We start from the raw sequence: 25,544 nt of genomic DNA, 5'->3' as shown, positions 1-25,544 counted from the left end.
GTGAAGCGGCCGCGTATTTCGCTGCTGGTCGCCGCGCTGGGCATCGTTGCCGTCTCCGCCACGGGGTGCGGCGGCAGTTCCGATGATGGAGGACTGCCGGTGCGAGTGGTCAACGAGTCGGCCTGGGATGCCCACGTGTTCGGTTGTCCGCAGTGCGGAAAGCTCGGCCTTGTGGTCGAAGGGGATCCTGACCGAAAGCCTGGCGAGGGCGGCGGTTCCGTCTTTGGGTGGACCGAGAGACGCGCGTGGCCCAAGACGTACAAGGTCGTTGTCCGAGGAGTGCAGTCGGTCTGCCCATTCATCGACCCCGAGCCTGGTAAGGCGGAGGGCGCAGTGGGGACCCGTGACGTCATCTACGTAGTGGACGAGAGCGGGAAATGCGTCGCAGGCCCGGCGAGCATGGACGACATCTGACATCAGCGGCCGGCACCAACAAGCGCGACCAGCAGCGGTCAGCACCAGATCTCGGCGGACACCGAGGATTTGCCTGCCCGCAGCCCGAAATGTTCCTGTGCGAACCATTGCGATCCCCGTGTATAAGGATCGAAACCTCCACGAGGAGCAACTCATGGCTGTCATAGGCAAGTTACTGAAGAACAAAAGGGCCGGGGACGAGGGCCTCGCCTGGAACGCGCCGAACCTGGCCGGCCCGAACACACTGGAGCTGAGCAGTCCCGACTTCGCCCACGAGACGACGATGCCGACCCCGCATGCCGGGAAGCGTCTCGGTGGGCAGGATCTCTCACCGGCCCTGACCTGGAGCGCGGCGCCCGCGGGAACGGTTCAGTTGCTGCTGGTGATCGAGGACCCCGACGCACCGACGACGTACCCGTACAACCACGGCGTCGCCCTGCTCGACCCGTCGCTGACCGGCCTCCCCCAGGGCGGCCTCGACGACGGGACCCCGGCCGACGGTGTGCGCCTGCTGGGTTCGGGATCGCGTCGCGGCTACCTCGGGCCCGCGCCGATCAAGGGCCACGGGCCGCACCGTTACGTCTTCCAGCTGTTCGCCCTGGGCAAGCCGCTGACCGTCGGAAAGAGCGTCTCCGTCCCGGACACCGCCAAGCCGCGGGCCGTGCTGGCCGCCGCGGGTGACGTGCTCGCGCGCGGCCGCCTAGACGGCGTCTACGAACGCGTCTGACCTGCGGCCAGCGGATTCGGCAGCGGCAGATAGCGGGCGTCCGCGCCGTCCGCGCCCGTCCAGCGCAGGAGCAGGTTCGTCTTGCCGGGGAGGGTCGGTGCGGTGAGCAGGGCGGCGGTCTCAGGGAGGTCGTGGCGCGCGAGCTCGCGGCGTGCGGCGGGCCACGGGTCGAGGCCGGGGTGGCGTTCGGCCAGGGCGACCGCGACCTCGGTGAGGTGGTTGACGACCAGGCAGTACACGAGCCGTTCCCAGCCGGCCGCGCGCGACACGTCCGGCAGCAGCTTCACACCCTCGGCGTCCCGGAACAGCGCCTGCACCGGAGTGCCGTCCGTGTCGACAGCGACCAGCGTGTTCTGCAGGTGCGCTTCGAGTACGACACCGTGGTCGGCGAAGGCCGCCAGGACAGGGGGTACGACGGCCCTCAGGTACGCCTTCCACCAGGCCTCCGGGGCACGGGCCCCGTCGAGCGGGCTGCCCGCGAAGCCCTCCACCAGGCCCGCGGCGAGCAGCGGGGTCGCGCCGGGCAGCAGATGGGCGCGCAGTCCGTCGCGGACCAGGACGGCGAGTTCCTCGAAGGCGAAGGCGGCGGTGCGGTAGCCGCGGTCGCCGAGCCAGGCCGCCGGGCCGTCCATCGCGACGAAGGCGGCAGCCGCCGCCTCGTCCGTCCGGCGGAGTTTCAGCAGGTCGTGGCGCCACAGCCGCCGGATGTCGTTGGTGATGCGGACGTCGAGGCTGAACTTCAGGAAGAGGTCGCGCTCCGGGGCGTAGAGGGTGCGGATCGCGGCCGTGGGCCAGGCATCGAAGCCGGTCTCGCCCAGCCGGATCAGGCGGCCGTCGGAGAAGGCGGGCGCGAGGTCCAGGAGGTCCAGCTGCCAGGGGTGGGCCGGCAGCAGGCGGTAGCCGGGCGGGGCCTCACCGAGGGCGTCCAGCGCCGAGGTGTCGCCCTCCTCGACGACCAGGTCCTCGCGCACGCCGAGCAGCACCAGCGGGAAGCGGGTGTGGGCCTCGGGAGCGTACGGCAGCCAGCCGGTGACCGGGCCGCCGCCGCGCGCCTTGGGGGCCGGGTGGTAGGGGTGGCCGGTGATGAGGGACTGCTCGGAGCGCTGGTACGGGTCCTCGGGCACCGTCACCCGCGCGCGGGCGGTGAGCAGTGCGGCCACGGCGTCCCGGCTGTCGATCATCTCGGCGGGGAGTTCGTGGTTGGACAGGCCCGTGTGCCGGCGCAGTTCCTCGGCGACGAGCTTGACGAGTTCGGTGTGGCCGATGTGGCGCCAGTGGCCTGCCGCGTACACCTCGGGTTCGGCGGGCCGTCGTCCGCCGCGGACGCGCAGCAGGCGGTCGATGCCGGGCAGCCGGTACGTGAGGTGCTCGCCGTCCCGTCCGACCGGCTCGGCCACCTCGCGCAGCAGACAGTTGAGGAGCGGTGCGGCCGCGTACGCGTCGGCACGGCCGGTGCGGTCGTCACCGGTGTGCGGGGGGATGAGATCCACGCGATCCACTCGTTCCCTGAGGTCCGTTCGGGCGGAGAAGATCAGTATGTATGCCGTCACCTCCCGTCCGTGACGCCCTACTCGTACCCGAGGAGCCCGCCCGTGCACCGTCCCCACCCCGCGGAGGCCGAGGTCGCCGACGAGCTGGCCGCCGTACGCCCCGCGCTGCTGTCACGGTACGCGGCCGAGCTGCCGGGTGCCCGGGCGGCCGTGCTGACCCGGCTGTGGCGGGCGCTCGCCCATGAGCCGCTGACGTGGATCACCGGCCGGGACCCGGACCCGGAGGGCGTCACGCTGCGCCTTCGCGACGGGCGCCGGCTGCACGGGCCGGCCGCGGATCCGTACGCCACCGCCGCCTACGTCACCGCCGTACATCTGGACAGCGTGGTGTACGACCATCCGGCGCGGCTGATGACCGACCTCGCGGTGCCGCACTGCGTCGGCTTCGCGGCCGAACTCGGGCACAGCGTGGCCTCGTTGGCGCTGTCGCGGGCGGGGCAGGAGGGCCACCCGGACGAGTGGCCCGCGCAGGAGTGGGAGTGGGAGCAGCGGGTGGTGGACGGGCATCCGTACCACCCGGGCTGCCGTTCACGGCCCGGTTTCTCGGTGGCCGAGCAGCTGGCCTACGGGCCCGAGCACCGGCCGCGGGTCGAGCTGGGGATGCTGCCGGTCGGGGTCGACGAGTGCCTGGTGACGGGGGTGTGGCCGGACCACATGCGCGACGGGGAACGGCTGTTGCTGCCGGTGCACCCGTGGCAGGCGGCGCATGTGCTCAAGCGGACCTGCGACGAGAAGCTCACCGCGCACCCGCTGATGTCCCTGCGCACGCTCGCGGTGCCCGGCGGACCGCATGTCAAGACCGCGCTGAGCGCCCGGCTGACGTCCTCGGTGCGGGACATCTCGCTCTACTCGATCGCGTTGTCGGCGACGTTGTCCGCCTTCGCGGAGTCACTGGCGGCGCGCGCCGACGGCCTGCTGCACGTCACGCGCACGTTGGGTGCGGCCTCGGCCGAGTCCGCGGACCTCGCCGCCGTGCTGCGGGAGTCACCGCAGACGTACGCCTCGACGGCTCGCGGCGAGCGGGTCGTGCCGGTGGCCGCGCTCGCCACCACCGCGCTGCCCGAATCCCCCGCCTGGCTCGCCGACTTCACCCGCCTCACCCTCACCGTCGGCCTGCGCCTACTGGAACTGGGAGTGGCCCTTGAGGCGCATGGCCAGAACCTCCTGGTCGTCCTGTCGGCGACGGGTGCCCCGCTGCGGCTGGTCTACCGCGACCTCGCCGACATCCGCGTCAGCCCGGCGCGCCTGGCCCGGTACGGCATCCCGGTGCCGGAGCTGTCCGGACGGATCGTCACGGACGACGTGACGACACTGCGGCGCAAGCTGTTCGGGTCGCTGGTGGCGGGTGCCCTCGCCGGTACGGCGGGTTCGGCGCAGGCGCTCGGGACGGCGCTGCAGACGGCCGTACGGGGTCTGCAGCGCACCCCCGACCTGGCCGCGCTGCTGGAGGAGCCGCTGCCCGCGAAGGCCCTGACGCTGATGCGGATGTCGCCGGGGACGCCCGGGGACCGGTGGGCCCAGCTGCCCAATCCGCTGCGGCCGCAGGCCCGCTGACGGTCGCTCGACGCTCGTTTTGGAGCCCGGCACATCTGATCAATAAGATCCGCCGATGATCAGAAGACAACGGCTGGCGGCAGGGGTGTGCGCCCTGCTCGCCGCCCTGGCGGCCGGGATCGCGTTCCCGGCCGCGGCGACCGCCGGCGAACCCACGGGCGAGGCGACCGCGAAGGTCGATCTCGTCCTCGACGTCAGTGGTTCCATGCGGACCCGGGACATCGACGGCGGGACCCGGATGGCCGCGGCGAAGCAGGCGTTCAACGAGGTGCTCGACGCGACGCCCGAGGAGGTCCAGCTCGGCATCCGCACGCTCGGCGCCAACTACCCGGGCAACGACCGCAAGACGGGCTGCAAGGACACCGCGCAGCTCTACCCGGTCAGCACGCTGGACCGCACCGGGGCGAAGACGGCGGTGGCGACCCTCTCGCCCACCGGCTGGACCCCGATCGGCCCGGCCCTCCTCAAGGCGGCCGACGACCTGCGGGGCGGCGACGGCTCCAAGCGGATCGTGCTGATCACCGACGGCGAGGACACCTGCGCCCCGCTCGACCCGTGCGAGGTGGCCCGCGAGATCGCCGCCAAGGGCATCGGCATGACCATCGACACCCTCGGCCTGGTCCCCGACACCAAGCTGAACAAGCAGCTCAGCTGTATCGCCGAGGCGACCGGCGGCACCTACACCTCGGTCGAGCACACCGACGAACTCACCGACAAGGTCAACCAGTTGGTGGACCGCGCGGCCGACCCCGTGGTGACTCCCGTCGCCACCGAGGGCGCCGCGCAGTGCACGAACGCGCCGACCCTGAAGTCCGGTCTGTACACCGACCGCGAGGAGTTCGGGCAGCAGCGCTGGTACCGCGTGGAGGTCCTGGCGGGCCAGGAGCTGCGCGCCTCGGTGAGTGTGGCGGCCGACCGGGCCGTCGGTCCGGACTACGGGGCACTGCTGCGGGCCGTCACCGTGCACGGCCGCGAGATCGTGCGCGGGGAGGCGGCGGGCAACGGGCGTACGGACGTCATCTCCACCGGCCTGCGCTACCCCAAGCCCGAACGGGACGACGACGACAGCGACAAGCCCGCCGCGGAGACGGTCTGCCTTCAGGTCACCAACTCCTTCTCGGCGGCCTCCGGTGTGAAGACCACGCCGGGTCTGCCGCTGGAGCTGACCGTGGACGTGGTCGACGGTCCGTCCCACTCAAGCGACGTGGCCTCCTTCGGCCTCGGGCGCGGCTGGTGGCTGCTCGGCGTACTGGTGCTGGTCGGCTTCCTGGCCGGTCTGATCTGGGGCTGGCTGTCGCGCTGGCGGGTCGCGGTCTGGAGGACCAACTGATGTGGATCACAGGTGTGTTGAGCGCGGCTCTGCTGACGCTGGGCCTGGCGGCCGCTCCCGCGGCGGCCGACTCCTCGCCGTCGCCGAGCGCCTCCGAGGGCAGCTCGGCGCCGACCTCGGCGGGTACGTCCTTCCGTACGGCCACGGAGATCGAGCAGGGGCAGCAGGCCACGGCGATCGGCTCCACGGGCGACTACCTGTACTGGTCGTTCCCCGCGGACGCCGGTCAGCGCCCCACCGTCGAGGCGACGGTGAAGCTGCCGGCCACGCATACCGCGCAGACCTGGCAGATCGACGTCTACGACGGACTGCGGCGCCGCCAGGCCTGCCAGTACGGTGCGCAGACGCGCACCGCCGCGCAGGGCGCGGCCTCGGTCGACCTGGCCTGCGTCCTGCGTACCGTGCGCGCCTGGTCGGAGCCGTGGGCCGATGACCCGCTGCCGGGGACGTACTACATACGGCTGACGGCGGTGGACCTGGCGACGGCCGACCTCGGCCAGCCGATCCGCGCCTCGGTCCGGGTCGGCTCCAAGGACGTCGGCGGTGCGTCGGCGGTGGACGGTTCGCTGGCGAAGCCGCTGGTACCGGGTATCGCGGTGACCTCCAAGTCCGAGGCGGACAACGGAGATTCGTCGAAGTCCGCCGTGCTGTCGAGCATCGAGCCCCAGGACGGCTGGGCGTCCGGCTGGTGGTCGGACCGCTGGGTGTGGACAGCGATCGGCGGCATGCTGGCCGCGCTCGCGGGTGTCGGCGGCTATGCGCTGACGCGCGGTTCAGGACGGCCCTCGCGGGTGCCACCGGGCGCCTGACGCTCCCACAGAAGGCCCGCTTCCGGCGGGCCTTCTGCAGTTCTTGGGCCTCGCGCAGCGCCTTCGTCACGGCGCCGTAGTCGACTGACGCGGGAGCCGGGACGGCCCTCACAGGTGCCGTCGGACGCCTGACGTCCCGACAGAAGGCCCGCTTCCGGAGGGCCTTCTGCAGTTGATAGGCCTCACGAAGGGCCTTCGCCAGGGTGCCCTCACCAACTGACGGGGGGCATGGGGACGGGCCCTCGCAGATCCCACCGGGCACCTGACGCCCCGGGCAGAAAACCCGCAACCGCCGGGCCTTCCGCCCTCTAACGCCTCCCTCAGCACCTTCGTCACGGCGCGGCGCCCTAGCCGGATGCGGGAGTCGAGACGGCCCTCACAGGTCCCACCAGACGCCTGACATCCCGACAGAAGGCCCGCATTCGGCGGGCCTTCTGTCGCCTCAGGCCTCGCGCAGCGCCTTCGCGAGCGTGCCGTCGCCGGTGACGGCGACGCGACCGCCGCGCACCGCGTCGGCCAGGCTCAGCTCCCCACGCGCGAGCGCCGCGCCCGTCTCCGCGTCCAGGACCAGCCGCGCGTCGGGCTCACCGGGAGCGGGCCCGTCGCCGTACAACGGACCGTCCTCGGCACCGACGTACAGATGGAAGTCCCCCTCCTCCAGCCGCACTTCGACGAGCCCCTCCCCCTCCAGCGAGCGCAGCAGGGGCAGTGCGAACCAGTGGGCGCGCAGGGCGTCCGTGGGCCGCCGCTCCCCCAGCTCCTCCTGGCCCCACACGCTCAGCGCCTGCAGCACGGGCAGCAACTCCCGCCCGCGCGGGGTGAGTTCGTAGACGTAGGCCGCGCCGGGCGGCGGCAGCCGGCGACGGGTGCCGAGCCCGTCCCGCTCCATGTCCTTCAGCCGTGAGGCGAGTACGTCCGTGCTCACGCCGGGCAGATCCGCGTGCAGGTCCGTGTATCGGCGAGGGCCGGCCAGCAGCTCCCGGACGATCAGCAGGGTCCAGCGGTCGCCGACGAGATCGAGTGCGCGGGCGGCGGAACAGTACTGGTCGTAGCTTCGGCGTGGTGACATGCGACGCAGTCTAGACATGTTGTTGGACTTTCCAAGCTCGAACTTGGTAAAACCAAGCAACACACGAAACCGGAGGGGCGAGCGCGCATGGAGTTCCGGCAGTCGAACAAGCTCAGCGAGGTCTGTTACGAGATCCGCGGCCCGGTGATCGAGCACGCCAACGCGCTGGAGGAGGCGGGCCACAGTGTGCTGCGCCTGAACACCGGCAACCCCGCGGTGTTCGGCTTCGAGGCGCCGGAGGAGATCCTCCAGGACATGATCCGGATGCTCCCGCAGGCGCACGGCTACACGGACTCGCGCGGCATCCTCTCCGCCCGCCGCGCGGTCGCCCAGCGATACCAGACCCTCGGCCTGGAGGTCGACGTCGACGACGTCTTCCTCGGCAACGGCGTCTCCGAGCTGGTCTCGATGGCCGTACAGGCGCTGGTCGAGGACGGCGACGAAATCCTCATCCCCGCCCCGGACTTCCCCCTCTGGACGGCGGTGACGACTCTCGCCGGCGGGAAGGCCGTCCACTACCTCTGCGACGAACAGGCCGACTGGTACCCGGACCTGGACGACATGGCCTCGAAGATCACGGACCGCACCAAGGCCCTGGTCATCATCAACCCGAACAACCCCACCGGCGCGGTCTACCCCAAGGAGATCATCGAGGGCATCCTCGACCTCGCCCGCCGCCACGGCCTGATGGTCTTCGCCGACGAGATCTACGACCAGATCCTCTACGACGACGCCGTGCACCACTCGGCCGCCGCGCTCGCCCCCGACCTGGTGGTCCTCACCTTCTGCGGCCTGTCGAAGACGTACCGGGTGGCCGGCTTCCGCTCGGGCTGGCTGGTGGTGACCGGCCCGAAGCAGCACGCGAAGAGCTACCTGGAGGGCCTGACGATGCTGGCCTCCATGCGGCTGTGCGCCAACGCGCCCGCCCAGTACGCCATCCAGGCCGCGCTCGGCGGCCGCCAGTCGATCCGCGACCTGACCGCGCCGGGCGGCCGCCTTCACGAGCAGCGCAACGTCGCCTGGGAGAAGCTGAACGAGATCCCGGGTGTGTCCTGCGTGAAGCCGAAGGGCGCGCTGTACGCCTTCCCGCGCATCGACCCCAAGGTGCACAAGATCCACGACGACGAGAAGTTCGTCCTGGACCTGCTGCTGCGGGAGAAGATCCAGGTGGTGCAGGGCACCGGCTTCAACTGGCCGACACCGGACCACTTCCGGATCCTGACACTTCCGTACGCGGACGACCTGGAGGCGGCGATCGGACGGATCGGGCGGTTCCTGAGCGGATACCGGCAGTAGCGGGAATGCCGTGCCACGACCCCCTGTTGGTGGATTCCGTATCCGATCACCAAACAGGGGGCTTGCATGTCGCAGGACGTATCGCAGGTCGTGCAGGGAACGGTGTCCGAGGGATTCGAGGGCGTGCGCGAGGAGTTCGCCGCCTTCCTCGCCGGGGAGCGGCACGAGCCCGGCGCACAGCTCGTGGCGTACCACCACGGGCGGCGGGTGGTGGACCTGTGGGCCGGGGAGGGGACCGACGGGTCCTCGCTGACCAGCCTGTTCTCCATCACCAAGGGCGCGGCGCATCTGGTCGTCGCACTGCTGGTGCAGGACGGCGTGCTGGACCTGAACCGTGAAGTGGCCGCGTACTGGCCCGAGTTCGGGGTGGAGGGCAAGGGCCGGCTGACACTGCGCGAGCTGCTGGAGCACCGGGCCGGGCTGGTCGGCATCCCCGACGGGGGGTTCAGCACGGAGGAGTTGGCCGACGACCGGCTCATGGCGGCACGCCTCGCCGGGCAGAAGCCGCTGTGGGACCCGGAGAGCGGATACGGCTACCACGGGCTCGTCATCGGCGCGCTCACCGGCGAGGTGGTGCGCCGGGCCACCGGCAAGTCGATCCAGGAGCTGTACGAGGAGCGCGTCCGCGCGCCCTACGGCCTCGACTTCCACCTCGGTCTGCCCGAGGCGCTGGAGCCGCGGTGGCGGGAGGTGCAGCCGCTCCTTCCCACACCCGAGGAGGCCGCCGCGCTGGCGGCGCGGGCGGCTGCCCCCGGCAGCATCCGGTTCATCGCCTTCAACCTGAACGCCCCCGAGCCCACCGACCTGCTCGCCTTCGCGAACGAGCGCCGGACGCGGGCCCTCGGCCCGGCATCCTCGGGAGGTGTGGGCAACGCGCGCGGAGTGGCCGGCATGTACGCCGCCGCGATCAGCTCGGTGGACGGCAGGGCGCCCCTGCTCACCCGCGAGACGGCGGCCCTGTTCGGCGGGCTGCGGACGCCCGGCCCCGACCTGGTGACCGGCGGCGACGACCACTTCACGGTGGGCTTCGAGTACCTCGCCGGCCGCTATCCGCTCCTCGGCGAGGACTCCTTCGGACACAGCGGCGCGACGGGCTCGCTGGCGTTCGCCGACCCGGCGAGCGGGGTGGCCTACGCCTACACACGGCGCCGTTTCGCCTTCCCCTCGGGCGTCGGCGCGTCCCCCGAGAACGGCCGTCTGGCCGATGCCGTACTGCGGGCGGCCTCGGGCTCGTGACACGGTGTGGGTAAGGCCCGCACGGCCATTTCCTGCGGGTCCGAACGGGAAGGGTTCGCGGCATGGGCGACGTGTTTCTCGTCCGGCACGGTGAGACCGAGTGGTCGCGGTCCGGGCGGCACACCGGCTGGACGGACGTGCCACTGACCGAGCGCGGCCGCGCGGAGGCCCGGCAGCTGGTACCGCTGATCCGCTCGCACCGGATCGGGGCCGCGTTCGTCAGCCCGCTGCAGCGGGCGCGGGAGACGGCGGAGCTGATCGGGCTGCAGGACGTGCGGGTCGACCCGGATCTGCGGGAGTGGGACTACGGCGGCTACGAGGGGATCACCACCGTCGACATCCAGCGCACCCGGCCGGACTGGTTCCTGTTCCGGGACGGGGTGGAACCCGGGCCGCCGGACCACCCCGGGGAGACCTCCGAGCAGGTCGGCGAGCGCGCGGACCGCATGCTGGCCAAGGTGGACGCGGCCCTCGCCGACACCGAGGGCTGCGTGGTCCTGGTGGCGCACGGTCACTTCCTACGGGTGCTGACGGCCCGACGGCTGGGTCTGCCGCCGTCGGGCGGCGCCCTGTTCCAGCTGGCCACGGGGACGGTGTGCCGACTGGGGACGGAACACGGGCGACCGGTGATCGCCGGATGGAACATGCGACCCGGGGCCTGAACATCGGGCCTCCAGCCGCACCGGCGATGGAGGAGGCCCAGCGGCATAGGCCGCCAGAACGGAGCACGGGCGGCCGGTCGACTCCGGGTGGAGCATGCGGCCCGGGGCATGTACACCGGTCACCGGCCGCACCGGCGTTGTCAGAGCCTCGCCGTAGTCTCGGAGGAGGTGGGAGAGGGGGCCCGGCGACGGGAAGGAGTATGCCGTGACACGACCGCCGAGTGCCGCGCAGCGGCGTGTGATCGGTGCCGCCGATCCGGTGACCGGGCGGCTGAAGGGTACGGAGGCGCAGTTGGCGGCGCTGGTGAAGTGGGGGTTCGCCTTCCGGCATCCGCGGCCGCCGCACGACCACTTTCTGACGCCGGCCGGGCATCGGATACGGGAGGCCGAGGAGCCGGGGACGCCTGCACCCGAGGCCGACCGGGTTGCGACTGCCGACACCGGTGTGTTCGCCGCGCGTGTCGGCGGTGCGGAGGAGCCGCCGGACGAGGGTCCCGCCCGCGGGCGGGAGGTGCGCAGCGCCTGGCAGGGGTTGCTGGAGCTGCGGCGGATGACCAATCCGGACGGGGACATGGACCGGCCGTGCGGCTGGGAGCGTACGCATCTGGTGCAGGCCGCCGCGCTCGCCCTGGAGGCGGCCGGTCACCGCCCCGCGGGTGCGGACCTGGTCGGTTACCGGGTGCGGGCCACCCCGCAGCCCGAGGCCGTCGCCGTGCACGAACCGGATCCGGCGGCGCTGCGGGCCTGCGCCGCCACGCTGGAGGCGGCGGGATGGCAGGTCGGCGAGCACAACGACCCACGTTCCAGGGAGCGTTATGTACTGGCGTCACCGCGCCGCGCATAGCGAGGCATGTCAAGATCGGTCGGTCACATCGTCCATCAGTGCGAGCTGTACTGCGAGCTGTACGAGGAGACAAAGCAGTGACCGAACCGTTTTCCGTCCCGGTGACCGTGCGCGGGTACGAGACCGATGTGCTGGGGCACCTCAACCAAGCCGTGTACCTCAACTACGCAGAGCACGCCCGCTGGTCGTTACTGCTCGCGGCCGGCATGACCCAGGCGACCCTCGTGGCCAAGGGCGTGGGCCCGGCGGTCCTGGAGACCACCCTTCGCTACAAGCGTGAACTCGTCGCCGGCGACGAGGTACAGGTGACGTGCGCCTTCGAGTGGGGCAGCGGCAAGACCTTCCACGTCGAGCAGACGATACGCAAGGCCGACGGCACGGTGGCGGCCGAGATCACCGCGGTCGGCGGCCTGATGGACCTGAAGCAGCGACGGCTGGTGCCCAACCCGCGGGAGTTCTTCAAGGAACTCTCCGCGGACCCGGCGCTGTTCGGGCTGTGACGGCCTCGGTGCCGCCGGCTCTCAGCCGACCGGGGCGAAGGCGTCCCGGTGGTCCTCGGCCCACTGCCGGTACGTCCGCGCCGGCCTGCCCAGGACCTCCGGCACGTCCTCGGTGACGACCTCGTTGCCGCCCTCCTGGATGAACCGGGCGGCAGCCATGAGGCTGTCCGCGTACGTCTCGCCCAGGCCGGCCGCGAGCACCTGTTCGCGACGTTCGGCGGGCGAGAGGTCGTGGAGCGGCACCGGGCGGCCGAGCACCTCACCGAGGACGGCGGCCTGCTCAGGGGCGCTGAGGGTCTCGGGACCGGTCAGGGTGTACGTGCGTCCCGCGTGCCCGGGGCCGAGAAGTGCGGCCACGGCGATCTCGGCCACGTCCCGCGGGTCCACGACCCCCTGCCTGCCGTGGCCCATCATGTTCGGCGCGGGTGTGCCCTCGCGTACCGCCGCGGCCCAGGTCAGGGTGTTGGAGGCGAAGGAGGAGGGGCGCAGGACCGTCCACTCCAGGCCGCTGTCCCGCACGGCCTGCTCGCCGGGCATGTGCCAGGTCGCGAACACGCCCAGGTCGGGGTCGCCGGTGCCGATCGAGGAGAGCTTCACGATCCGCCGTACGCCCGCGGCCCGTGCCGCCTCCACCAGTCCGCGGTCGTGCTCGGCGTCGTCCGGCCCGAACACGCCCACCAGGAAGGCGGCTTCCGCGCCCGCCATCGCGGCCTCGACCGAGGCCCGGTCACGGTGGTGGCCCGGCACGGTCTCCACGCCGGCCGGAACCCGCGCCTGCGCCGGCTCCCGACTGAGAGCGCGGACCTTCTCGCCGCGTGCCGCAAGTCGTCGTACGACGTCACTGCCGATGGTGCCCGTGGCACCCGTCACAAGGATCATGTCCACCACAGTGGGCGGCGGACGGCCCGGAACTCTTGGAAATTCCGGCACGGTTCCGCAGCCCGGGCGGCCGTGCGGCGCGCCTACCGTGGAGGGGTGACGAACATCGTGTCCCGAGAGGTCCTGCCCACGCCCGAGGTGCTGCGCCCGTGGATCGCGGGCATCGGATCCGTGACGGTCGGCGATGTGCCGACGGAGCCCTTCATCCATCTCCCCGAGGCCGCCACCAAGGTGGTCGTCCGCACCGGGGAACACGGCACCCGCAGCGCCCTGGTCGTGGGCCCGCGCGCCCGTGCCTCCTACCACCGGGGCAAGCGTCGCGCGTCCTGCGTGGAGCTGCGGCTCGCGCCCGGCACCGTCCGCCCCCTGCTCGGCATTCCGGCCGTCGACCTCGTCGGCCGTGCGGTGCGGCTGGGCGAGCTTCCCGGCCCGTACGCCCGCCGACTGGCCGACGCCCTGCAGCGGTTGGAGCCGGAGGAGGCGGTGAGCCACCTCGCCGAGGTGCTCCCCGAGCGGCTCGCCGCCGCGGACCGTTCCCGCACCGAGCTGGTGCGGGCCGGTGTCGCCGCGATGTCGGTCCGGACGGGGCACGTGCCCGGGCCGGTGGGCGAGGTGGCCCGCGAACTCGCGGTCAGCGAGCGGCAGTTGCGCAATCTGTTCGCCGAAGGCGTCGGCCTCTCCCCCAAGCACTTCGCCCGTATCAACCGGGTGCGCACGGTGCTCGACCGGGCCACCACGCACTCCTGGGCGGAACTGGCCGCCGCCACCGGCTACTACGACCAGTCCCACATGACGTCCGACTTCCGCACCCTGATGGGTGTCCCGCCCCGCTCGTACTTCACGGGCCGCCTGCCGGACGCCACGCCCTGCCAGGCGATCCGCCGGAGCTGAATCTCTGATGCGGGCGACCCCGCCCACCTGCAATGCTCCACACTCATGTCCGCACGACGCCTGAAACCCAGCCGCTACATCTCCGTCGACATCGAGGCCGACGGCCCCATCCCGGGTCCGTACTCGATGCTGAGCTTCGGTGCCGCGGTCGCCGGGACGCAGGACGCCGACGGGTTCACCGCCGCCGACCCCGAGCAGCAGACCTTCTACCGCGAACTGCGCCCGATCGGCGAGGAGTTCGTGCCCGAGGCGCTCGCGGTCAGCGGGCTCGACCGGGAGCGGCTGAGGGCCGAGGGCGCCGAACCTGCCGTCGCGCTCGCCGAGTTCGCCGCCTGGGTGCGCGAGGTGAGCGCGGGCGCGCAGCCCGTGATGTGCGGCTACCCGGCCTCGTACGACTGGACGTTCCTGTACTGGTACCTGATCCGCTTCACCGGGGCGAGCCCGTTCGGGCACTCGGGCTGCCTCGACATGAAGACGCTGTACGCGACGAAGGCGGGGCTGCCGCTGCGGGCGGTGGCCAAGGGCATGATGCCGCGCCATCTGCTGTCCCGGCGACGGCATACGCACCATGCACTGGATGACGCGATCGAGCAGGCCGAGCTGCTGGCCAACCTCATGAACTGGCCGGGGCCTCACGCGTCGGCACCGGTACCTGATTGAACGCGTAGTACAGGGCGATCAGGCCGTGGGCGGCCAGGGTCAGCGGGGCCGAGACGAAGGCGAGGCCCACCGTCACCGGGTAGGCCAGGGAGCCCAGCGCGAAGCGTGCGCGGGTCGCCCGTGCCGCCGGGACGTCGACGCGGGAGTCGAAGAGGTGACCGGTGCGGGTCAGATGCCACCACAGGGCCTGGAAGGTGAGCGCCATCAGGACCATGACCAGGCTGTAGACGGCCGCCGCCACATGCGAGGCCGCGTCCTCGCGCAGATACTCCGCGAGCATCGCGGTCGGCCACGGCACCGCGGCCACCACCATCAGCACCAGCAGGTTCAGGAACATCAGCGTGCGGTCGACGCGGGCGACGTAGCTGAACAGCTGGTGGTGGTTGATCCACATGATGCCGATGACCAGGAAACTCACGACGTAGGCGGCGTACGAGGGCCACTGGGCGCCCAGCGCGTGCCACAGGCCGCCGTGTTCACCCACCTCGGGGACCTTGATCTCCAGGATGAGCAGGGTGATGGCGATGGCGAACACGCCGTCGCTGAAGGCCTCGACGCGACCGGACTCATTCATGGGAGACAGCCTGCCCCATCGGCCCGCCCCATCGCCGGTGCGGGGCACGGCGGCAACCGTGCCCCGCTCCGGCGGTTCAGTGGGCGGCGGCGATCTGCTCGCCGGCCTCCATGGGGTGGGTGACGTCCTGGTCGTCACGGTTCCTGCCGAGGTGGTTGAAGACCAGGTTCAGCAGTACCGCCGCCACACAGCCCGTGGAGATGCCCGAGTCGAGGACGATCCTCGCGGTCTGCGGGAAGGCGTGGTAGAAGTCCGGCGCGGTGATCGGGATCATGCCGACGGCCAGCGACACGGCGACGATCAGGACGTTGTTGTCCTTGTCCAGGCCGGCCTTGACGAGGGTCTGGATACCGCTGGCTGCGACCGAGCCGAACAGGACCACGCCCGCGCCGCCGAGCACCGGGCGCGGTACGACGGCGATGAGTGAGGCGGCCATCGGGCACAGGCCCATCAGGACCAGGAAGCCGCCGCCGGTGGCGACGACGTAGCGGCTGCGGATCCTCGTCATCGCGACCAGGCCGATGTTCTGGGCGAAGGCGCTGCACATGAAGCCGTTGAACAGGGGGCTCAGCGCCGAGCCGAGGGTGTCGGCGCGCAGGCCCGCGGCGATGGTCCTCTCGTCCGCCGGGCGTTCGACGATCTCGCCGAGCGCCAGCATGTCCGCGGTGGATTCGGTCATCGAGACCACCATCACCACGCACAGGGAGAGGATCGCGGCGAGCTGGAACCGGGGCGCCCCGAAGTGGAACGGGGTGGGGAAGCCGATGACGGCCGCGTCCGTGACGGGTCCGAAGTCCGTCGCGCCGAAGGGGATCGCGAGGAGTGTGCCGGCGACCAGGCCGAGCAGCACGGCGATCTGTTTGACGAAGCCGCGGGTGAAGCGGCGAAGGACCAGCACGATCAGGAGCGTTGCGGCTGCCAGGCCGAGGTTGGTCGTGGAGCCGTAGTCACCGGCGGTGGGACTGGGTCCCTGCGCCCAGCCGAAGGCGACCGGCAGCAGGGACACGCCTATGAGGGTGATGACGGTGCCGGTGACGACCGGTGGGAAGAAGCGGACCGCCTTGCTGAAGAACGGGGCGGCGATGAAGCCGAGCAGGCCCGCGACGATGACCGCGCCGAAGATGATCGGCAGGGCGTCGGACTTGTCCTTGGTGGAGGCGACCACCGCGGTCATGGGGGCGACGCCGGCGAAGGTGACGCCGTTGACGAACGGCAGCCGGGCGCCGATCTTCCAGATGCCGAGCGTCTGCAGGAAGGTGGCGAGGCCCGCGGTGAAGAGGCAGGCGCCGGTGAGGAAGGTGAGTTCGGTGCCGGTCAGGCCGATGGCCGCGCCGACGATCAGGGGCGGGGCTACGACCCCCGCGTACATGGCGGCCACGTGTTGCAGGCCGGTGGTGGCCATTTTGAGCGCGGGGAGTTTTTCGTCGACGGGGTGGGCGGTCACGGCGGTTCCTCCGGGTCAGCTAACACGTCGGCTCTGACGTGGGTTTCTTGGAGGTGGTGCACGGTCGTGCGGGACCGGGGATGCCTGTAAGGAAGTGACGGTGACCGTGCCGGGACGCGCACGTCCATGCGCGCCCCGGATACGGCCGCCATGGAACCCGCTCGGGTCCACGGCTACCGGTCGAGGGCCGTCCCCCTCGACCGGAGATCTTCGACCGCTCAGCCCTGCGCGGTGATCCGCGCCAGGCGCTGGGCCTCGGCCCGCGTGGAGCGGGCGATGGCGTCCTCGTCGACGTGCAGCAGGCGGCCCGCCTCGACGATCTGCCGGCCGTTCACGAAGGAGGCGGTGACCGGGGCGGCCGCGCCGAAGACCAGCGCGGCGACCGGGTCGGCGATGGAGGCGTGGGCGAGGGTGTCCAGCTTCCACAGCACCAGGTCGGCGAGCTTGCCCGCCTCCAGGGAGCCGATCTCGGCGCTGCGGCCGAGCACCTGGGCACCGCCGTAGGTGCCGAGACGCAGTGCCTGGCGGGCGTTCAGGGCGGCCTCGCGGTGGGCGCCGAGACGGTTGATGAGCAGGGCGTTGCGCAGCTCGGTGTGGAGTTCGCCGGACTCGTTGGACGCCGTGCCGTCGACACCGAGGCCGACCGGGACGCCGGCCGCCAGCATGTCGGGGACCCGGGCGATACCGGCCGCGAGACGGGCGTTGGAGGACGGGCAGTGGGCGACACCGGTCTTCGTACGGGCGAAGGCGGCGATGTCGGAGTCGTTCATGTGGACGCAGTGCGCCATCCACACGTCCTCGCCGAGCCAGCCGGTGGACTCGAAGTAGTCGGTCGGGCCCATGCCGAACAGTTCCTTGCAGAACTGCTCCTCCTCGACGGTCTCCGAGCCGTGGGTGTGCAGGCGCACGCCGAGGCGGCGGGCCAACTGGGCGCCCTCACACAGGAGTTCGGTGGAGACGGAGAAGGGCGAGCAGGGCGCGACGGCCACCTGGGTCATCGCGTCGAAGGAGGCGTCGTGGTGCTCCTTGACGGTCGCCTCGGTCGCGGCGAGGGCGCCTTCGAGGGTCTCGACGGCGAAGTCCGGGGGCAGGCCGCCGTCCTTCTCGCTGCGGTCCATGGAGCCGCGGGCGAGGGTGAAGCGGACGCCCATCTCGCGGGCGGCGCGGATGATGGCGCCGGACAGGTCGCCGGAGTCCTTCGGGAAGACGTAGTGGTGGTCCATCGCGGTGGTCACGCCACCGCGGGCCATCATCGCGAGGGATCCCTGGGCGGCCGCGTACACCATCGGCTCGTCGATGCGCGCCCAGGTCGGATACAGCGCGACCAGCCAGTTGAACAGGTTGTGGTCGGTGGCCAGGCCGCGGGTGATCCACTGGTAGAAGTGGTGGTGGGTGTTGACCAGGCCGGGGGTCACCAGGTGGCCGGAGGCGTCGATACGGCGTACGACGTTCTCCAGGCCCTCGGGGGCCCTGCCCGCGCCGAGCGCCTCGATGCGGTTGCCGGCGATGACGACGTGTCCGTCGGCGTACTCGGTGTCGTCGGCGTCGACCGTCGCGATCGAACAGTTCTCGATGACGATGCGCTGGGCTGCTGCCATGATTCGTCCTTTTCGCTCAGTGGACTTTTGCGGAGAGGGCACGGCAGGACCCTAGGAGTTTTGAGTGCCGTGACCGGGGACGCGGGGAGGCGGGTTCCCCCGGTCACGGGTGCCGAATATCGAGCTGCCCGGAAGGTGCTCAGAGGTTGGTGAGGTCCACGGGGATCTTCGGCTCGCAGCCGTCCCGCAGGATCGTCGCCTCGATCAGGCCGTAGGGGCGGTCGGCGGCGAAGTACACCTCGTTGTCGTTCTTCAGCCCGAAGGGCTCCAGGTCGACGAGGAAGTGGTGCTTGTTCGGCAGCGAGAAGCGGACCTCGTCGATCTCGCTGCGGTTGTTGATGATCCGCGAACCCATTTGGTACAGGGTCTGCTGGAGGGAGAGCGAGTACGTCTCGGCGAAGGCCTGGAGCATGTGCTTCTTGGTCTGCTCGTAGGACTTCTCCCAGTTGGGCATCCGCTGCTCGTCGTCGGTCCAGTTGAACCGCCAGCGGGCTGACACCGACGTGGCCAGGATGCGGTCGTACGCCTCCTGGAGCGTCGTGTACTTGTCCTTGACGTAGCCCCAGAACTCGGAGTTCGTCGAGTTCATCACCGTCAGGTCCTTGAGACCGGAGACGACCTCCCACGACGAGCCGTCGTAGGTGATCTGGGTCAGCCGGGTCTCCTGGCCCTTGCGGACGAAGGAGTGCTTGACCTCGTCCGCGCCGATGAACCGGGAGTTGGCGTCGGACGCGGCGATCCGCTCCCAGGCGTACTCCTCGATACGAATGCGGGCCGTCTTGATCGGCTCCTGGCTGGTCACGAAGTGCCTCGCCAGGTGGATGCCGAACTGCTCGGCCGACTCGATGCCGTGCTCCTTGGCGAACGCGTACACCGTGTTCTTGGTGGTGTCGGTCGGCAGGACGTTGGCGTTGGAGCCGGAGTAGTGGACCTCGTCCATGTCGCCGCTCAGCGCGACGGACACGTTCAGGTCCTTGATGTGGTGGGTGGCGCCGTCCCGCGTGATCTTTACGACTCGGTTCTCGGCCTTGCCGTACTGGTTCTGTCCCAGGATGGTCGGCATCTAGCTAGCTCCCTCGGTAAACGGAGTAGCCGAACGGGTTGAGCAGCAGCGGCACGTGGTAATGCTCCCCGGGCTTCACGGCGAAGGTGATCGCCACCTCGGGAAAGAACACGGCACCGCTGTCCCGATTCGCGGGGGCGTCCTGCTGCGCATCGGCTTGCTTCTTCTCGAAGTACGGCTCCACGGCGAAGTCGAGCCGTACATGGGTCGTCCCTTCCGGCAGGGCCGGCAGGTCCTTGCACCGTCCGTCCGCGTCGGTCGCGGAGCCGCCGAGCGCCTGCCATGCGGCATCCCGGCCGCTACGGGCGGAGAGCTCGATGGCGACGCCCTCGGCGGGGCGGCCGATGCTGGTGTCCAGGATGTGCGTGGACACGGAGGCGGTGGTGCTGGTGCTCATGGTGTCAGGCTTCCTCTTCGACGAGTCGGGCCAGTCGGATGCGGTTGATCTTGCCCAGCTCGGTGCGGACGATCTCCCGCTCCTGCTCCGGCGAGTTGCCGATCCGCTCCTTGACCGCGTCCCGCATCTGCTCGCCGGTCCGGCCGGTGGCGCAGATGAGGAAGACATGGCCGAACCGGTCCTGGTAGGCCAGGTTCAGTGCGAGCATCTCCGACTTGAGTTCCTCGGAGGCGCCGGCCATGCCGCGCTGTTCCCGGGCCGAGGTGGGGTCTCCCGGCTTGGGGCGGCCGATCGGCGGGTGCCCGGCCATCGCCTCGGCCAGGTCCTCGGCGCTCAGCTCGGCCATGGCGGCGTCACTGGCGACGAAGAGGTCCTCCTCGGTTGCGTACGGGCGGGCGGCGAGCAGCCGCCGCGCCCAGGTGGTGGAGGCACACGCCTCGTGGAGGGCGGCGAGGGCCGCGTGCTCCTCCAGTACGTTGAACCGGGCCAGGCCCGGGGGCGTGGAAGTCGACGTCACGGGTGCCTCCGTGGCCGCGAGAGCGGCCGTCGTGCTGAACGGGCTGCCGTTAGCTAACGCCCCCACGCAACACCACGTCAACACTTTGTTGAAAATTCGGGGTAACAAACCCGGCCGGCCGGCGACCCCCGGGGCCCTCAGCCCTCCTTCTCGCGGTTCAGGTAGTTGTAGACCGTGAACCGGCTGACGCCGAGCGCGCCCGCGACGGTCTCCACGCCGTGCCGTACGGAGAAGGCGCCGCGCGCCTCGAGTATCCGTACGACCTCCTGCTTGGCCTTGCGGTCCAGGTCGGCCAGGGGCTTGCCCTGCTTGCGCTCCATGGCGGCGAGGATGTGGTCGAGGGAGTCGGCGAGCTGGGGCAGGCGTACGGCGACCACGTCGGCGCCCTCCCAGGCGAGCACGACGTCGTCGGGGCCGGCCTCGTCGGGCGGGAGCAGCTCGCCGCCCATGGCGTCGACCAGTGGTTTCACGGCCGTGATGAACGGCTCGTCCCCGGTGCCGGTCACTCGCCCTCCCCTGCCGTGTCGACCACGTTGACCTGCAGCGAGACCCGGGTGGCACCGGCCTGGAGCGTCCGGCGGAGCAGCGCGTCCACGGCGGTGAGCACGGCGTCGGCGGCGCCCTCCGCCGTGTTGCCGAAGGGACCGACGTCCACCGCGTCCAGCTCGGCAGCCTCGATGACCTGGCGGGCGACCACCGCGTGCGCGGGCGCCTCGTCGAGATCGAAGGGCTCGGTCGTGAACTCCACTCTCAATCGCACTGTGCCCCCAGACACCCTTCTGACCTGCTCTTTCACCCTGGTATCCCGCAGCGAGGGCACACCGGGGCAGAACGGGGACGCCTCAATCGACTGCTCGACTGCCGCGCTGCACCGCAGGCCGATCACATTCACCGCGACGGAACCGGTACGTCCGCCACGAGGCGACCCTAACCGACCCACGGCCCCCACGGCCCAGCAGATGACCAAGCCGTCCGCACACCCGGTCAGGGCCCGGTCGGCGGCTCCTCGGAGAAGCCGGAGCCGGCGGGACGCCTCGCCGCGGAAGGGGATCTCGCACTCCAGCCGGCACAGCACCGCCGTCGCCTGGCCGACCACACGGTGGGCCAGGACGTATGCCCTCCGCCACAAGGACGGAGACCGGCCGAAAGGACGGCGAGCGGGCCGAGCGCGACCGGGCGGGCCTGCCGCACACCGAGCGCTGCACCCGCTGGGCCACTCCCGTGGCCTGGTGATGATGGACCGCGCCGCCCGCCACGCCATCGTCCGCCCCGACCGGGGCCCGGTCGAGGGGGACGGGGACCGATGACGCTCCCGGCCTTCCGGGCAGCCCTCCCGGTCACGGCCTCCCCTTCTTCAGGAAGCTCCGCAGCCGGCGCTCCGGCCAGGTGTTGATCACGTCCTCCCGGGTGAGCCGACCGCGCTGGGCGGTGCCGATGCCGTAGCGCATGTTCGCCAGGTGGGGGACGGCGTGGGCGTCGCTGTCGACGGCGAACTTCACGCCGTGCCGCCCGGCCCGCAGGATGTCCTCGTCGCGCAGGTCGAGGCGGTCCGGATGGGCGTTGATCTCCAGGGCGGTGTTGGTGCGGGCGCAGGCGGCGAAGATCGCGTCGAGGTCGGCGTCGATGCCGGGCCGCTTGCCGATGATGCGGGTGGTGGGGTGGCCGATGATGTTGACGTACGGGTTCTCGCAGGCTCGTACGATCCGCCGGGTCAGGGCCTCGCGCTCCTGGTTGAAGTGCGAGTGCACGGAGGCCACGCACAGGTCGAAGCCGGCGAGGAACTCCCCGGGCCAGTCCACCTCGCCGTCCGGCCCGATGTTCAGCTCGACGCCGTGCAGCAGCCGCAGACCGCCGCGCCTGCCCCGGGTGGCGTACGTCCCGTCGAGCTCGCGCACCCGCTCGCGCTGAGCCAGCATCCGCTCGTCGGTCATGCGCTGCATGGCCATGTCCGGGCCGTGGTCGGTGATCGCGTAGTAGGCGTAGCCGCGCCCTGCGGCGGCCTCGGCCATCTCCTCCAGCGGGGCGAGGCCGTCGGTGAGGTCGGTGTGGGTGTGCAGATCGCCGCGCAGGTCCGTCTCCGTCACCAGGTCGGGCAGTTCGCCGTGCAGCCCGTCCTCGATCTCCCCGCGGTCCTCGCGCAGCGTCGGCGGGATCCAGGGCAGCCCGAGCCGGGCGTACACCTCCTCCTCGGTCTCGGAGACGATCTTCTTGCTGCTCTCGACGTCGAAGAGCCCGTACTCGGAGAGCTTCAGCTTCTGGTGCACGGCCAGTTCGCGGGTGCGGATGTTGTGCGCCTTGGAGCCGGTGAAGTACTGCAGTGCCGCGCCCCACGAGTCCGGCGGTACGACCCGCAGATCGACGTTGAGGCCCTTGCTGGTGCCCACGGACGTCTTCTTCTCGCCCGTGCCGATCACCTCGGTGACGTACGGCAGCTCGGTGAACGCCCGCATGATCGGGGCCGGTTTCGTGGCCGCGGCGAGGATGTCGATGTCGCCGACCGTCTCGCGCATCCGGCGCAGTGACCCCGCGTAGGCGCAGCGCAGACAGCCCGGCACCGCGGACAGGCCGGTCACGATGTCGTCGGCGAGGTCCATGGCCAGGTCGATCTGGACGCGGCCCCCCGCGGACTGCAGGAGCGAGATGCCGTGGAGGATGTTCTCCTCCGTCTTCGGTCCGAAGCCCTTCAGATCGCGCAGCCGCTCCTCATGGATGGCGTCGGCCAGTTCCTCGACCGAGGAGATGCCCAGCTCCTCGTAGACCGTCAGGGCCTTCTTCGGGCCGAGCGTGGGGATGGCGGTCAGCCGTCGGACCCCGGCGGGGATCTTCGCGCGCAGTTCCTCGACGGCCGAGACGCTTCCGTTGTCGAAGTACTCCAGGACCTTCTGGGCGATCGACTTCCCGACGTTCGGGATCTGTTGGAGGCCCTTGAGGTCGAGCGTGGCGACGTCGGCGTGGTGGCCGCCGACCGACCGGGCAGCCTTCTCGTAGACGCGTGCCTTGAACGCGTCTCCGCCGGTGATCGAGATCAGGTCCGCGTACTCCTGCAGCAGCGCGGCGACCTCGTCGTTGGACCGGGCCACACCTTCAGGGTAGGCATGCCGCGACGGACGTGCCGTCCTCCCCCGTAGAGCAGGTGACAGGAGTTCGCAGGGAGGGGACGGCAAGGTGACAGGGCGCAGGGTCGGACGGGTCAGGGGTACGGCGGTGGCAGCGGCGGCGATGGCGGCGCTGACCGGGTCGCAGGCGCCGGGGGCGACGCCGGCACGGGCACAGGCGCCGGTGGCGCAGCCCGCGGAGCACGGACCGAGCGTGTCCGGCGACGCCCCGTACCGCACGGAGCTGCCGCCGCTCGCACGGAAGCACGAGGGCCACGAGGGCCACGAGGGCCACGAAGGCCACGAAGGCCGGGCACCGGCGGCCGTGGGCGGCGCGGTGCCCGCGACGGTCTTCGCCGCGTACCGTCGTGCCGAGGCGGAGCTCGCGCGTACGGCGCCCGGCTGCGGGCTGCGCTGGCAGCTGCTGGCCGCGATCGGGCAGGTGGAGTCGGGGCAGGCGGACGGCGGCCGGGTGAGCGCGGACGGCACGACCGTGACGCCGATCCTGGGCCCGCGTCTGGACGGCGGTGCGTTCGCCGTCGTACCGGACACGGACGGTGGTGCGTACGACGGGGACGCGGTGTACGACCGTGCGGTGGGCCCGATGCAGTTCATTCCGTCCACCTGGGCCCGCTGGGGAGCGGACGGCAACGGCGACGGGCGGTCCGACCCGGGCAACATCTTCGACGCGGCGCTCGCTGCCGGGCGGTATCTGTGCGCGGCCGGAGGGGACCTGTCCGAGCCGGCGGGGCTGGACCGGGCGATCCTCGGCTACAACCACTCGGAGGCGTATCTGCGCACGGTGAAGGCCTGGTACGCGTACTTCCTGGAGGGGCACACGGTGGTGCCGGACGGCTCAGCGGGTTCGTCGGTGCGGCCCTCGACGCGTCCCGGATCCTCGCACTCCGCGAAACCGACCCCGACCCCTCATCCGACGCCGAAGCCGTCCGCTCGCCCGAGCATCACCCCCTCCGCGCCCGCCTCTCCGACCCCGTCCAACTCCCGCCCGGCAGTCGGCACTTCACCCGAACCCCGCACCCCGATGCCCACCCCGTCCATCGCCCTGCCGACCGACAACGTGCTGCCCAGCGGCCTCCCGCTGACCGGTGACTGACCAGTAACGGCGCGGACTCGATGACCGCTCCCCCCTCCACAACCGCCGCTACCGGACGGTAATGTCGCCATCCGCCGGGCTGGGACGAGACCGGCGGATGAGCGCAAAGGGGCCCTCATGGCGACGGAGATGCCTGCGGAGGCAAGAGCCGCCGACGAACGCTGGCAGCGCATGTGGAGCCACCGTGAGCAGTTGCTCAGGGTGGCCCGGCGCAGGTCGATGAGCCAGGAGGACGCCGAGGACGCGGTGCACGAGGCGATGCTGCGCGCGGCCGAGCGGCCGGATCTGGACGACGATCGGCTCGGCGCGTGGCTGACGACGGTGACCATGCGGTTGTGCGTGGACCGGTACCGGCAGGTCAACCGTGAGGCCGAGGTCCGCACCAGCCCGACGCTGATCGCGCCCGGGCCGGTGCCGGTGGAGGAGGCCGTGTGCGACCGTGCGGAGGCCAGGTGGCTGGCGGTGCGCAGCGGTGAGCTGCCTGCGCGGCAGGCGGAGGCGCTGCGGCTGAAGTCCGAGGACCTGGACGTGAGCCAGGTCGCCGTGCGGATGGGGCTCAGCTACCGGACCGTCGAGTCGCTGCTGGCCCGGGCCCGGCGCACGCTGCGCGCCTCGCTCGCCGGGACGCTCGGGTTCGTGCTGTTCCTGTTCGGGCGGGGGCGGCTGCGGGCGGGCGGCAAGGCGCAGGCGGTGGCGGCCGCGTCGACGGCGGCCACGCTGGCGGTGGCGGGTTTCGTCCTGCCGTACGCCCTGGACGGCGGCCATCCGGCCACGACTCCCCCGCCGGCCGCGTCCCCCGCCCCCGGGAAAGCCGCCGAGACGGTACGCCCGGAAAGCGCCGGCCGCACGCCCACCGCAAACGCCCGCAAACTGTCGACGGCGGCATCGACACCGTCGACCGCCACCCGCAAGGGCTCCCTGCTTCCCCTCTCCGTCCCGCCCCTCCCGAAGGCATCACTGTCCCCGGTCCCGGAAGTCCCCGAGGTCCCGAACCTGCCGAGCACCCCCCACCTCTCGGCCCTGCCGGACGTCCCCACCCCGACCGCAACACTGCCCAGCCTCCCGAAAACACCCGCCATCCCGTCCGCACCGACCTCGCTCCCGGCACCGACGCCGACCGGACTGCCGTAAAGGCGGCAGCCGCGCCGCCGGCGCCGAGGTAACTGCGGTCAGCCGCGCCGCGGTAGCTGAAGTCGCGCCGCCGGCGGCGTCGACGTAACTGCGGTCGTACCGCCGGATCCGTCCGTGCCACCGTAGCTGCGGCCAATCGCACAGCCGTCGCCGTCCATGCCGCCGTAGCTACGGCCGGTCGCGCCGCCAC

Annotated in this window: 26 protein-coding genes; 14 read left to right on the top strand and 12 right to left on the bottom strand. The window is 71.4% G+C overall.

Annotated elements, in window-relative coordinates; all coding sequences use genetic code 11:
- Nucleotides 1–414 (top strand): hypothetical protein, encoded by a 414-nt coding sequence (locus ACWDAG_RS23895; protein WP_450697581.1) that lies wholly within the window; start codon nt 1–3, stop codon nt 412–414.
- 154 nt (nt 415–568) lie between these two features.
- Nucleotides 569–1,141 carry a YbhB/YbcL family Raf kinase inhibitor-like protein gene (locus ACWDAG_RS23890; RefSeq protein ID WP_450697580.1) on the top strand — a complete coding sequence of 191 codons (573 nt, stop codon included), beginning with the start codon at nt 569–571 and terminating at the stop codon, nt 1,139–1,141.
- Here the strand turns inward: ACWDAG_RS23890 and ACWDAG_RS23885 are convergent.
- On the bottom strand, nt 1,126–2,640 hold the full coding sequence (locus ACWDAG_RS23885; RefSeq protein ID WP_450697614.1) for an IucA/IucC family protein: 1,515 nt from the start codon (nt 2,638–2,640) through the stop codon (nt 1,126–1,128). The genes ACWDAG_RS23890 and ACWDAG_RS23885 overlap by 16 nt on opposite strands.
- A 93-nt stretch (nt 2,641–2,733) precedes the next feature.
- Between ACWDAG_RS23885 and ACWDAG_RS23880 the strand changes: the two genes are divergently transcribed.
- From ACWDAG_RS23880 to ACWDAG_RS23870, 3 genes are read left to right on the top strand one after another with little or no spacing between them, the layout of a single operon-like run.
- Nucleotides 2,734–4,245, top strand: coding sequence for an IucA/IucC family protein (locus tag ACWDAG_RS23880; protein WP_450697579.1), 1,512 nt, complete (start codon nt 2,734–2,736; stop codon nt 4,243–4,245).
- A gap of 55 nt (nt 4,246–4,300) precedes the next feature.
- On the top strand, nt 4,301–5,575 hold the full coding sequence (locus ACWDAG_RS23875) for a VWA domain-containing protein (protein WP_450697578.1): 1,275 nt from the start codon (nt 4,301–4,303) through the stop codon (nt 5,573–5,575).
- A complete protein-coding gene (locus ACWDAG_RS23870) occupies nt 5,575–6,384 on the top strand; it encodes a hypothetical protein (RefSeq protein WP_450697577.1) in 810 nt (269 codons plus the stop codon). Before ACWDAG_RS23875 ends, ACWDAG_RS23870 begins: the two co-directional genes overlap by 1 nt.
- 442 nt (nt 6,385–6,826) lie before the next feature.
- Here the strand turns inward: ACWDAG_RS23870 and ACWDAG_RS23865 are convergent, their stop codons facing one another.
- Nucleotides 6,827–7,453, bottom strand: coding sequence for a winged helix-turn-helix transcriptional regulator (locus ACWDAG_RS23865; RefSeq protein ID WP_450697576.1), 627 nt, complete (start codon nt 7,451–7,453; stop codon nt 6,827–6,829).
- An 87-nt stretch (nt 7,454–7,540) separates the two neighbouring features.
- Between ACWDAG_RS23865 and ACWDAG_RS23860 the strand changes: the two genes are divergently transcribed.
- The 5 genes from ACWDAG_RS23860 (at nt 7,541) to ACWDAG_RS23840 (ending at nt 11,991) form a co-directional block, all read left to right on the top strand.
- Nucleotides 7,541–8,749, top strand: coding sequence for a pyridoxal phosphate-dependent aminotransferase (locus ACWDAG_RS23860; protein ID WP_450697575.1), 1,209 nt, complete (start codon nt 7,541–7,543; stop codon nt 8,747–8,749).
- A gap of 66 nt (nt 8,750–8,815) precedes the next feature.
- Nucleotides 8,816–9,985: a serine hydrolase domain-containing protein gene (locus tag ACWDAG_RS23855; protein ID WP_450697574.1), complete on the top strand. Its 1,170-nt coding sequence runs from the start codon at nt 8,816–8,818 to the stop codon at nt 9,983–9,985.
- A gap of 62 nt (nt 9,986–10,047) precedes the next feature.
- Entirely contained in the window at nt 10,048–10,647 is a 600-nt protein-coding gene (locus ACWDAG_RS23850) for a histidine phosphatase family protein (RefSeq protein ID WP_450697573.1), read from the top strand.
- Nucleotides 10,648–10,852: 205 nt separating this feature from the next.
- Nucleotides 10,853–11,491, top strand: a complete 639-nt coding sequence (locus tag ACWDAG_RS23845) for a hypothetical protein (RefSeq protein ID WP_450697572.1) — start codon at nt 10,853–10,855, stop codon at nt 11,489–11,491.
- Between the two features lie 77 nt (nt 11,492–11,568).
- Nucleotides 11,569–11,991 (top strand): acyl-CoA thioesterase, encoded by a 423-nt coding sequence (locus ACWDAG_RS23840; RefSeq protein ID WP_450697571.1) that lies wholly within the window; start codon nt 11,569–11,571, stop codon nt 11,989–11,991.
- A 21-nt stretch (nt 11,992–12,012) separates the two neighbouring features.
- On the opposite strand, the gene ACWDAG_RS23835 is transcribed toward ACWDAG_RS23840, so the two are convergent.
- Nucleotides 12,013–12,870: an NAD(P)H-binding protein gene (locus tag ACWDAG_RS23835; RefSeq protein WP_450697570.1), complete on the bottom strand. Its 858-nt coding sequence runs from the start codon at nt 12,868–12,870 to the stop codon at nt 12,013–12,015.
- 96 nt (nt 12,871–12,966) lie between these two features.
- On the opposite strand from ACWDAG_RS23835, the gene ACWDAG_RS23830 reads away from it, so the two are divergent.
- Nucleotides 12,967–13,761: a helix-turn-helix domain-containing protein gene (locus ACWDAG_RS23830; protein ID WP_450697569.1), complete on the top strand. Its 795-nt coding sequence runs from the start codon at nt 12,967–12,969 to the stop codon at nt 13,759–13,761.
- Nucleotides 13,762–13,806: 45 nt separating this feature from the next.
- Nucleotides 13,807–14,421 carry a 3'-5' exonuclease gene (locus ACWDAG_RS23825; protein WP_450697568.1) on the top strand — a complete coding sequence of 205 codons (615 nt, stop codon included), beginning with the start codon at nt 13,807–13,809 and terminating at the stop codon, nt 14,419–14,421.
- Here the strand turns inward: ACWDAG_RS23825 and ACWDAG_RS23820 are convergent.
- From ACWDAG_RS23820 to polX, 9 genes are all read right to left on the bottom strand, one after another.
- A complete protein-coding gene (locus ACWDAG_RS23820) occupies nt 14,375–14,995 on the bottom strand; it encodes a TMEM175 family protein (protein WP_450697567.1) in 621 nt (206 codons plus the stop codon). The genes ACWDAG_RS23825 and ACWDAG_RS23820 overlap by 47 nt on opposite strands.
- A 76-nt stretch (nt 14,996–15,071) precedes the next feature.
- On the bottom strand, nt 15,072–16,439 hold the full coding sequence (locus tag ACWDAG_RS23815) for a nucleobase:cation symporter-2 family protein (RefSeq protein WP_450697566.1): 1,368 nt from the start codon (nt 16,437–16,439) through the stop codon (nt 15,072–15,074).
- A gap of 218 nt (nt 16,440–16,657) precedes the next feature.
- Complete coding sequence (locus ACWDAG_RS23810; RefSeq protein ID WP_450697565.1) at nt 16,658–18,037, bottom strand: 8-oxoguanine deaminase; 1,380 nt, start codon at nt 18,035–18,037, stop codon at nt 16,658–16,660.
- 139 nt (nt 18,038–18,176) lie between these two features.
- Complete coding sequence (pucL, locus tag ACWDAG_RS23805) at nt 18,177–19,100, bottom strand: factor-independent urate hydroxylase (RefSeq protein WP_450697564.1); 924 nt, start codon at nt 19,098–19,100, stop codon at nt 18,177–18,179.
- A 4-nt stretch (nt 19,101–19,104) separates the two neighbouring features.
- Nucleotides 19,105–19,497 carry a hydroxyisourate hydrolase gene (gene uraH / locus ACWDAG_RS23800; protein ID WP_450697563.1) on the bottom strand — a complete coding sequence of 131 codons (393 nt, stop codon included), beginning with the start codon at nt 19,495–19,497 and terminating at the stop codon, nt 19,105–19,107.
- A 4-nt stretch (nt 19,498–19,501) separates the two neighbouring features.
- Nucleotides 19,502–20,014 (bottom strand): 2-oxo-4-hydroxy-4-carboxy-5-ureidoimidazoline decarboxylase, encoded by a 513-nt coding sequence (uraD, locus tag ACWDAG_RS23795; RefSeq protein ID WP_450697562.1) that lies wholly within the window; start codon nt 20,012–20,014, stop codon nt 19,502–19,504.
- Nucleotides 20,015–20,151: 137 nt separating this feature from the next.
- Entirely contained in the window at nt 20,152–20,520 is a 369-nt protein-coding gene (locus ACWDAG_RS23790) for a helix-turn-helix domain-containing protein (RefSeq protein WP_030940519.1), read from the bottom strand.
- Nucleotides 20,517–20,774, bottom strand: coding sequence for a thiamine-binding protein (locus ACWDAG_RS23785; protein WP_450697561.1), 258 nt, complete (start codon nt 20,772–20,774; stop codon nt 20,517–20,519). Before ACWDAG_RS23785 ends, ACWDAG_RS23790 begins: the two co-directional genes overlap by 4 nt.
- 577 nt (nt 20,775–21,351) lie before the next feature.
- A complete protein-coding gene (polX, locus tag ACWDAG_RS23780; RefSeq protein WP_450697560.1) occupies nt 21,352–23,094 on the bottom strand; it encodes a DNA polymerase/3'-5' exonuclease PolX in 1,743 nt (580 codons plus the stop codon).
- Nucleotides 23,095–23,179: 85 nt separating this feature from the next.
- Here polX and ACWDAG_RS23775 point away from each other — a divergent pair, with 85 nt between their 5' ends.
- Together ACWDAG_RS23775 and ACWDAG_RS23770 are read left to right on the top strand one after the other, a co-directional pair.
- Nucleotides 23,180–24,223 carry a lytic murein transglycosylase gene (locus tag ACWDAG_RS23775; protein ID WP_450697559.1) on the top strand — a complete coding sequence of 348 codons (1,044 nt, stop codon included), beginning with the start codon at nt 23,180–23,182 and terminating at the stop codon, nt 24,221–24,223.
- A 117-nt stretch (nt 24,224–24,340) separates the two neighbouring features.
- Nucleotides 24,341–25,354 carry a sigma-70 family RNA polymerase sigma factor gene (locus ACWDAG_RS23770; protein ID WP_450697558.1) on the top strand — a complete coding sequence of 338 codons (1,014 nt, stop codon included), beginning with the start codon at nt 24,341–24,343 and terminating at the stop codon, nt 25,352–25,354.
- The last annotated feature ends 190 nt before the right edge of the window (nt 25,355–25,544 follow it).

The organism is Streptomyces sp. NPDC001157 (genome assembly GCF_053598255.1).
Note: the sequence above shows the minus strand (reverse complement) of the source record. Positions and strands in the feature narration are given on the sequence as shown.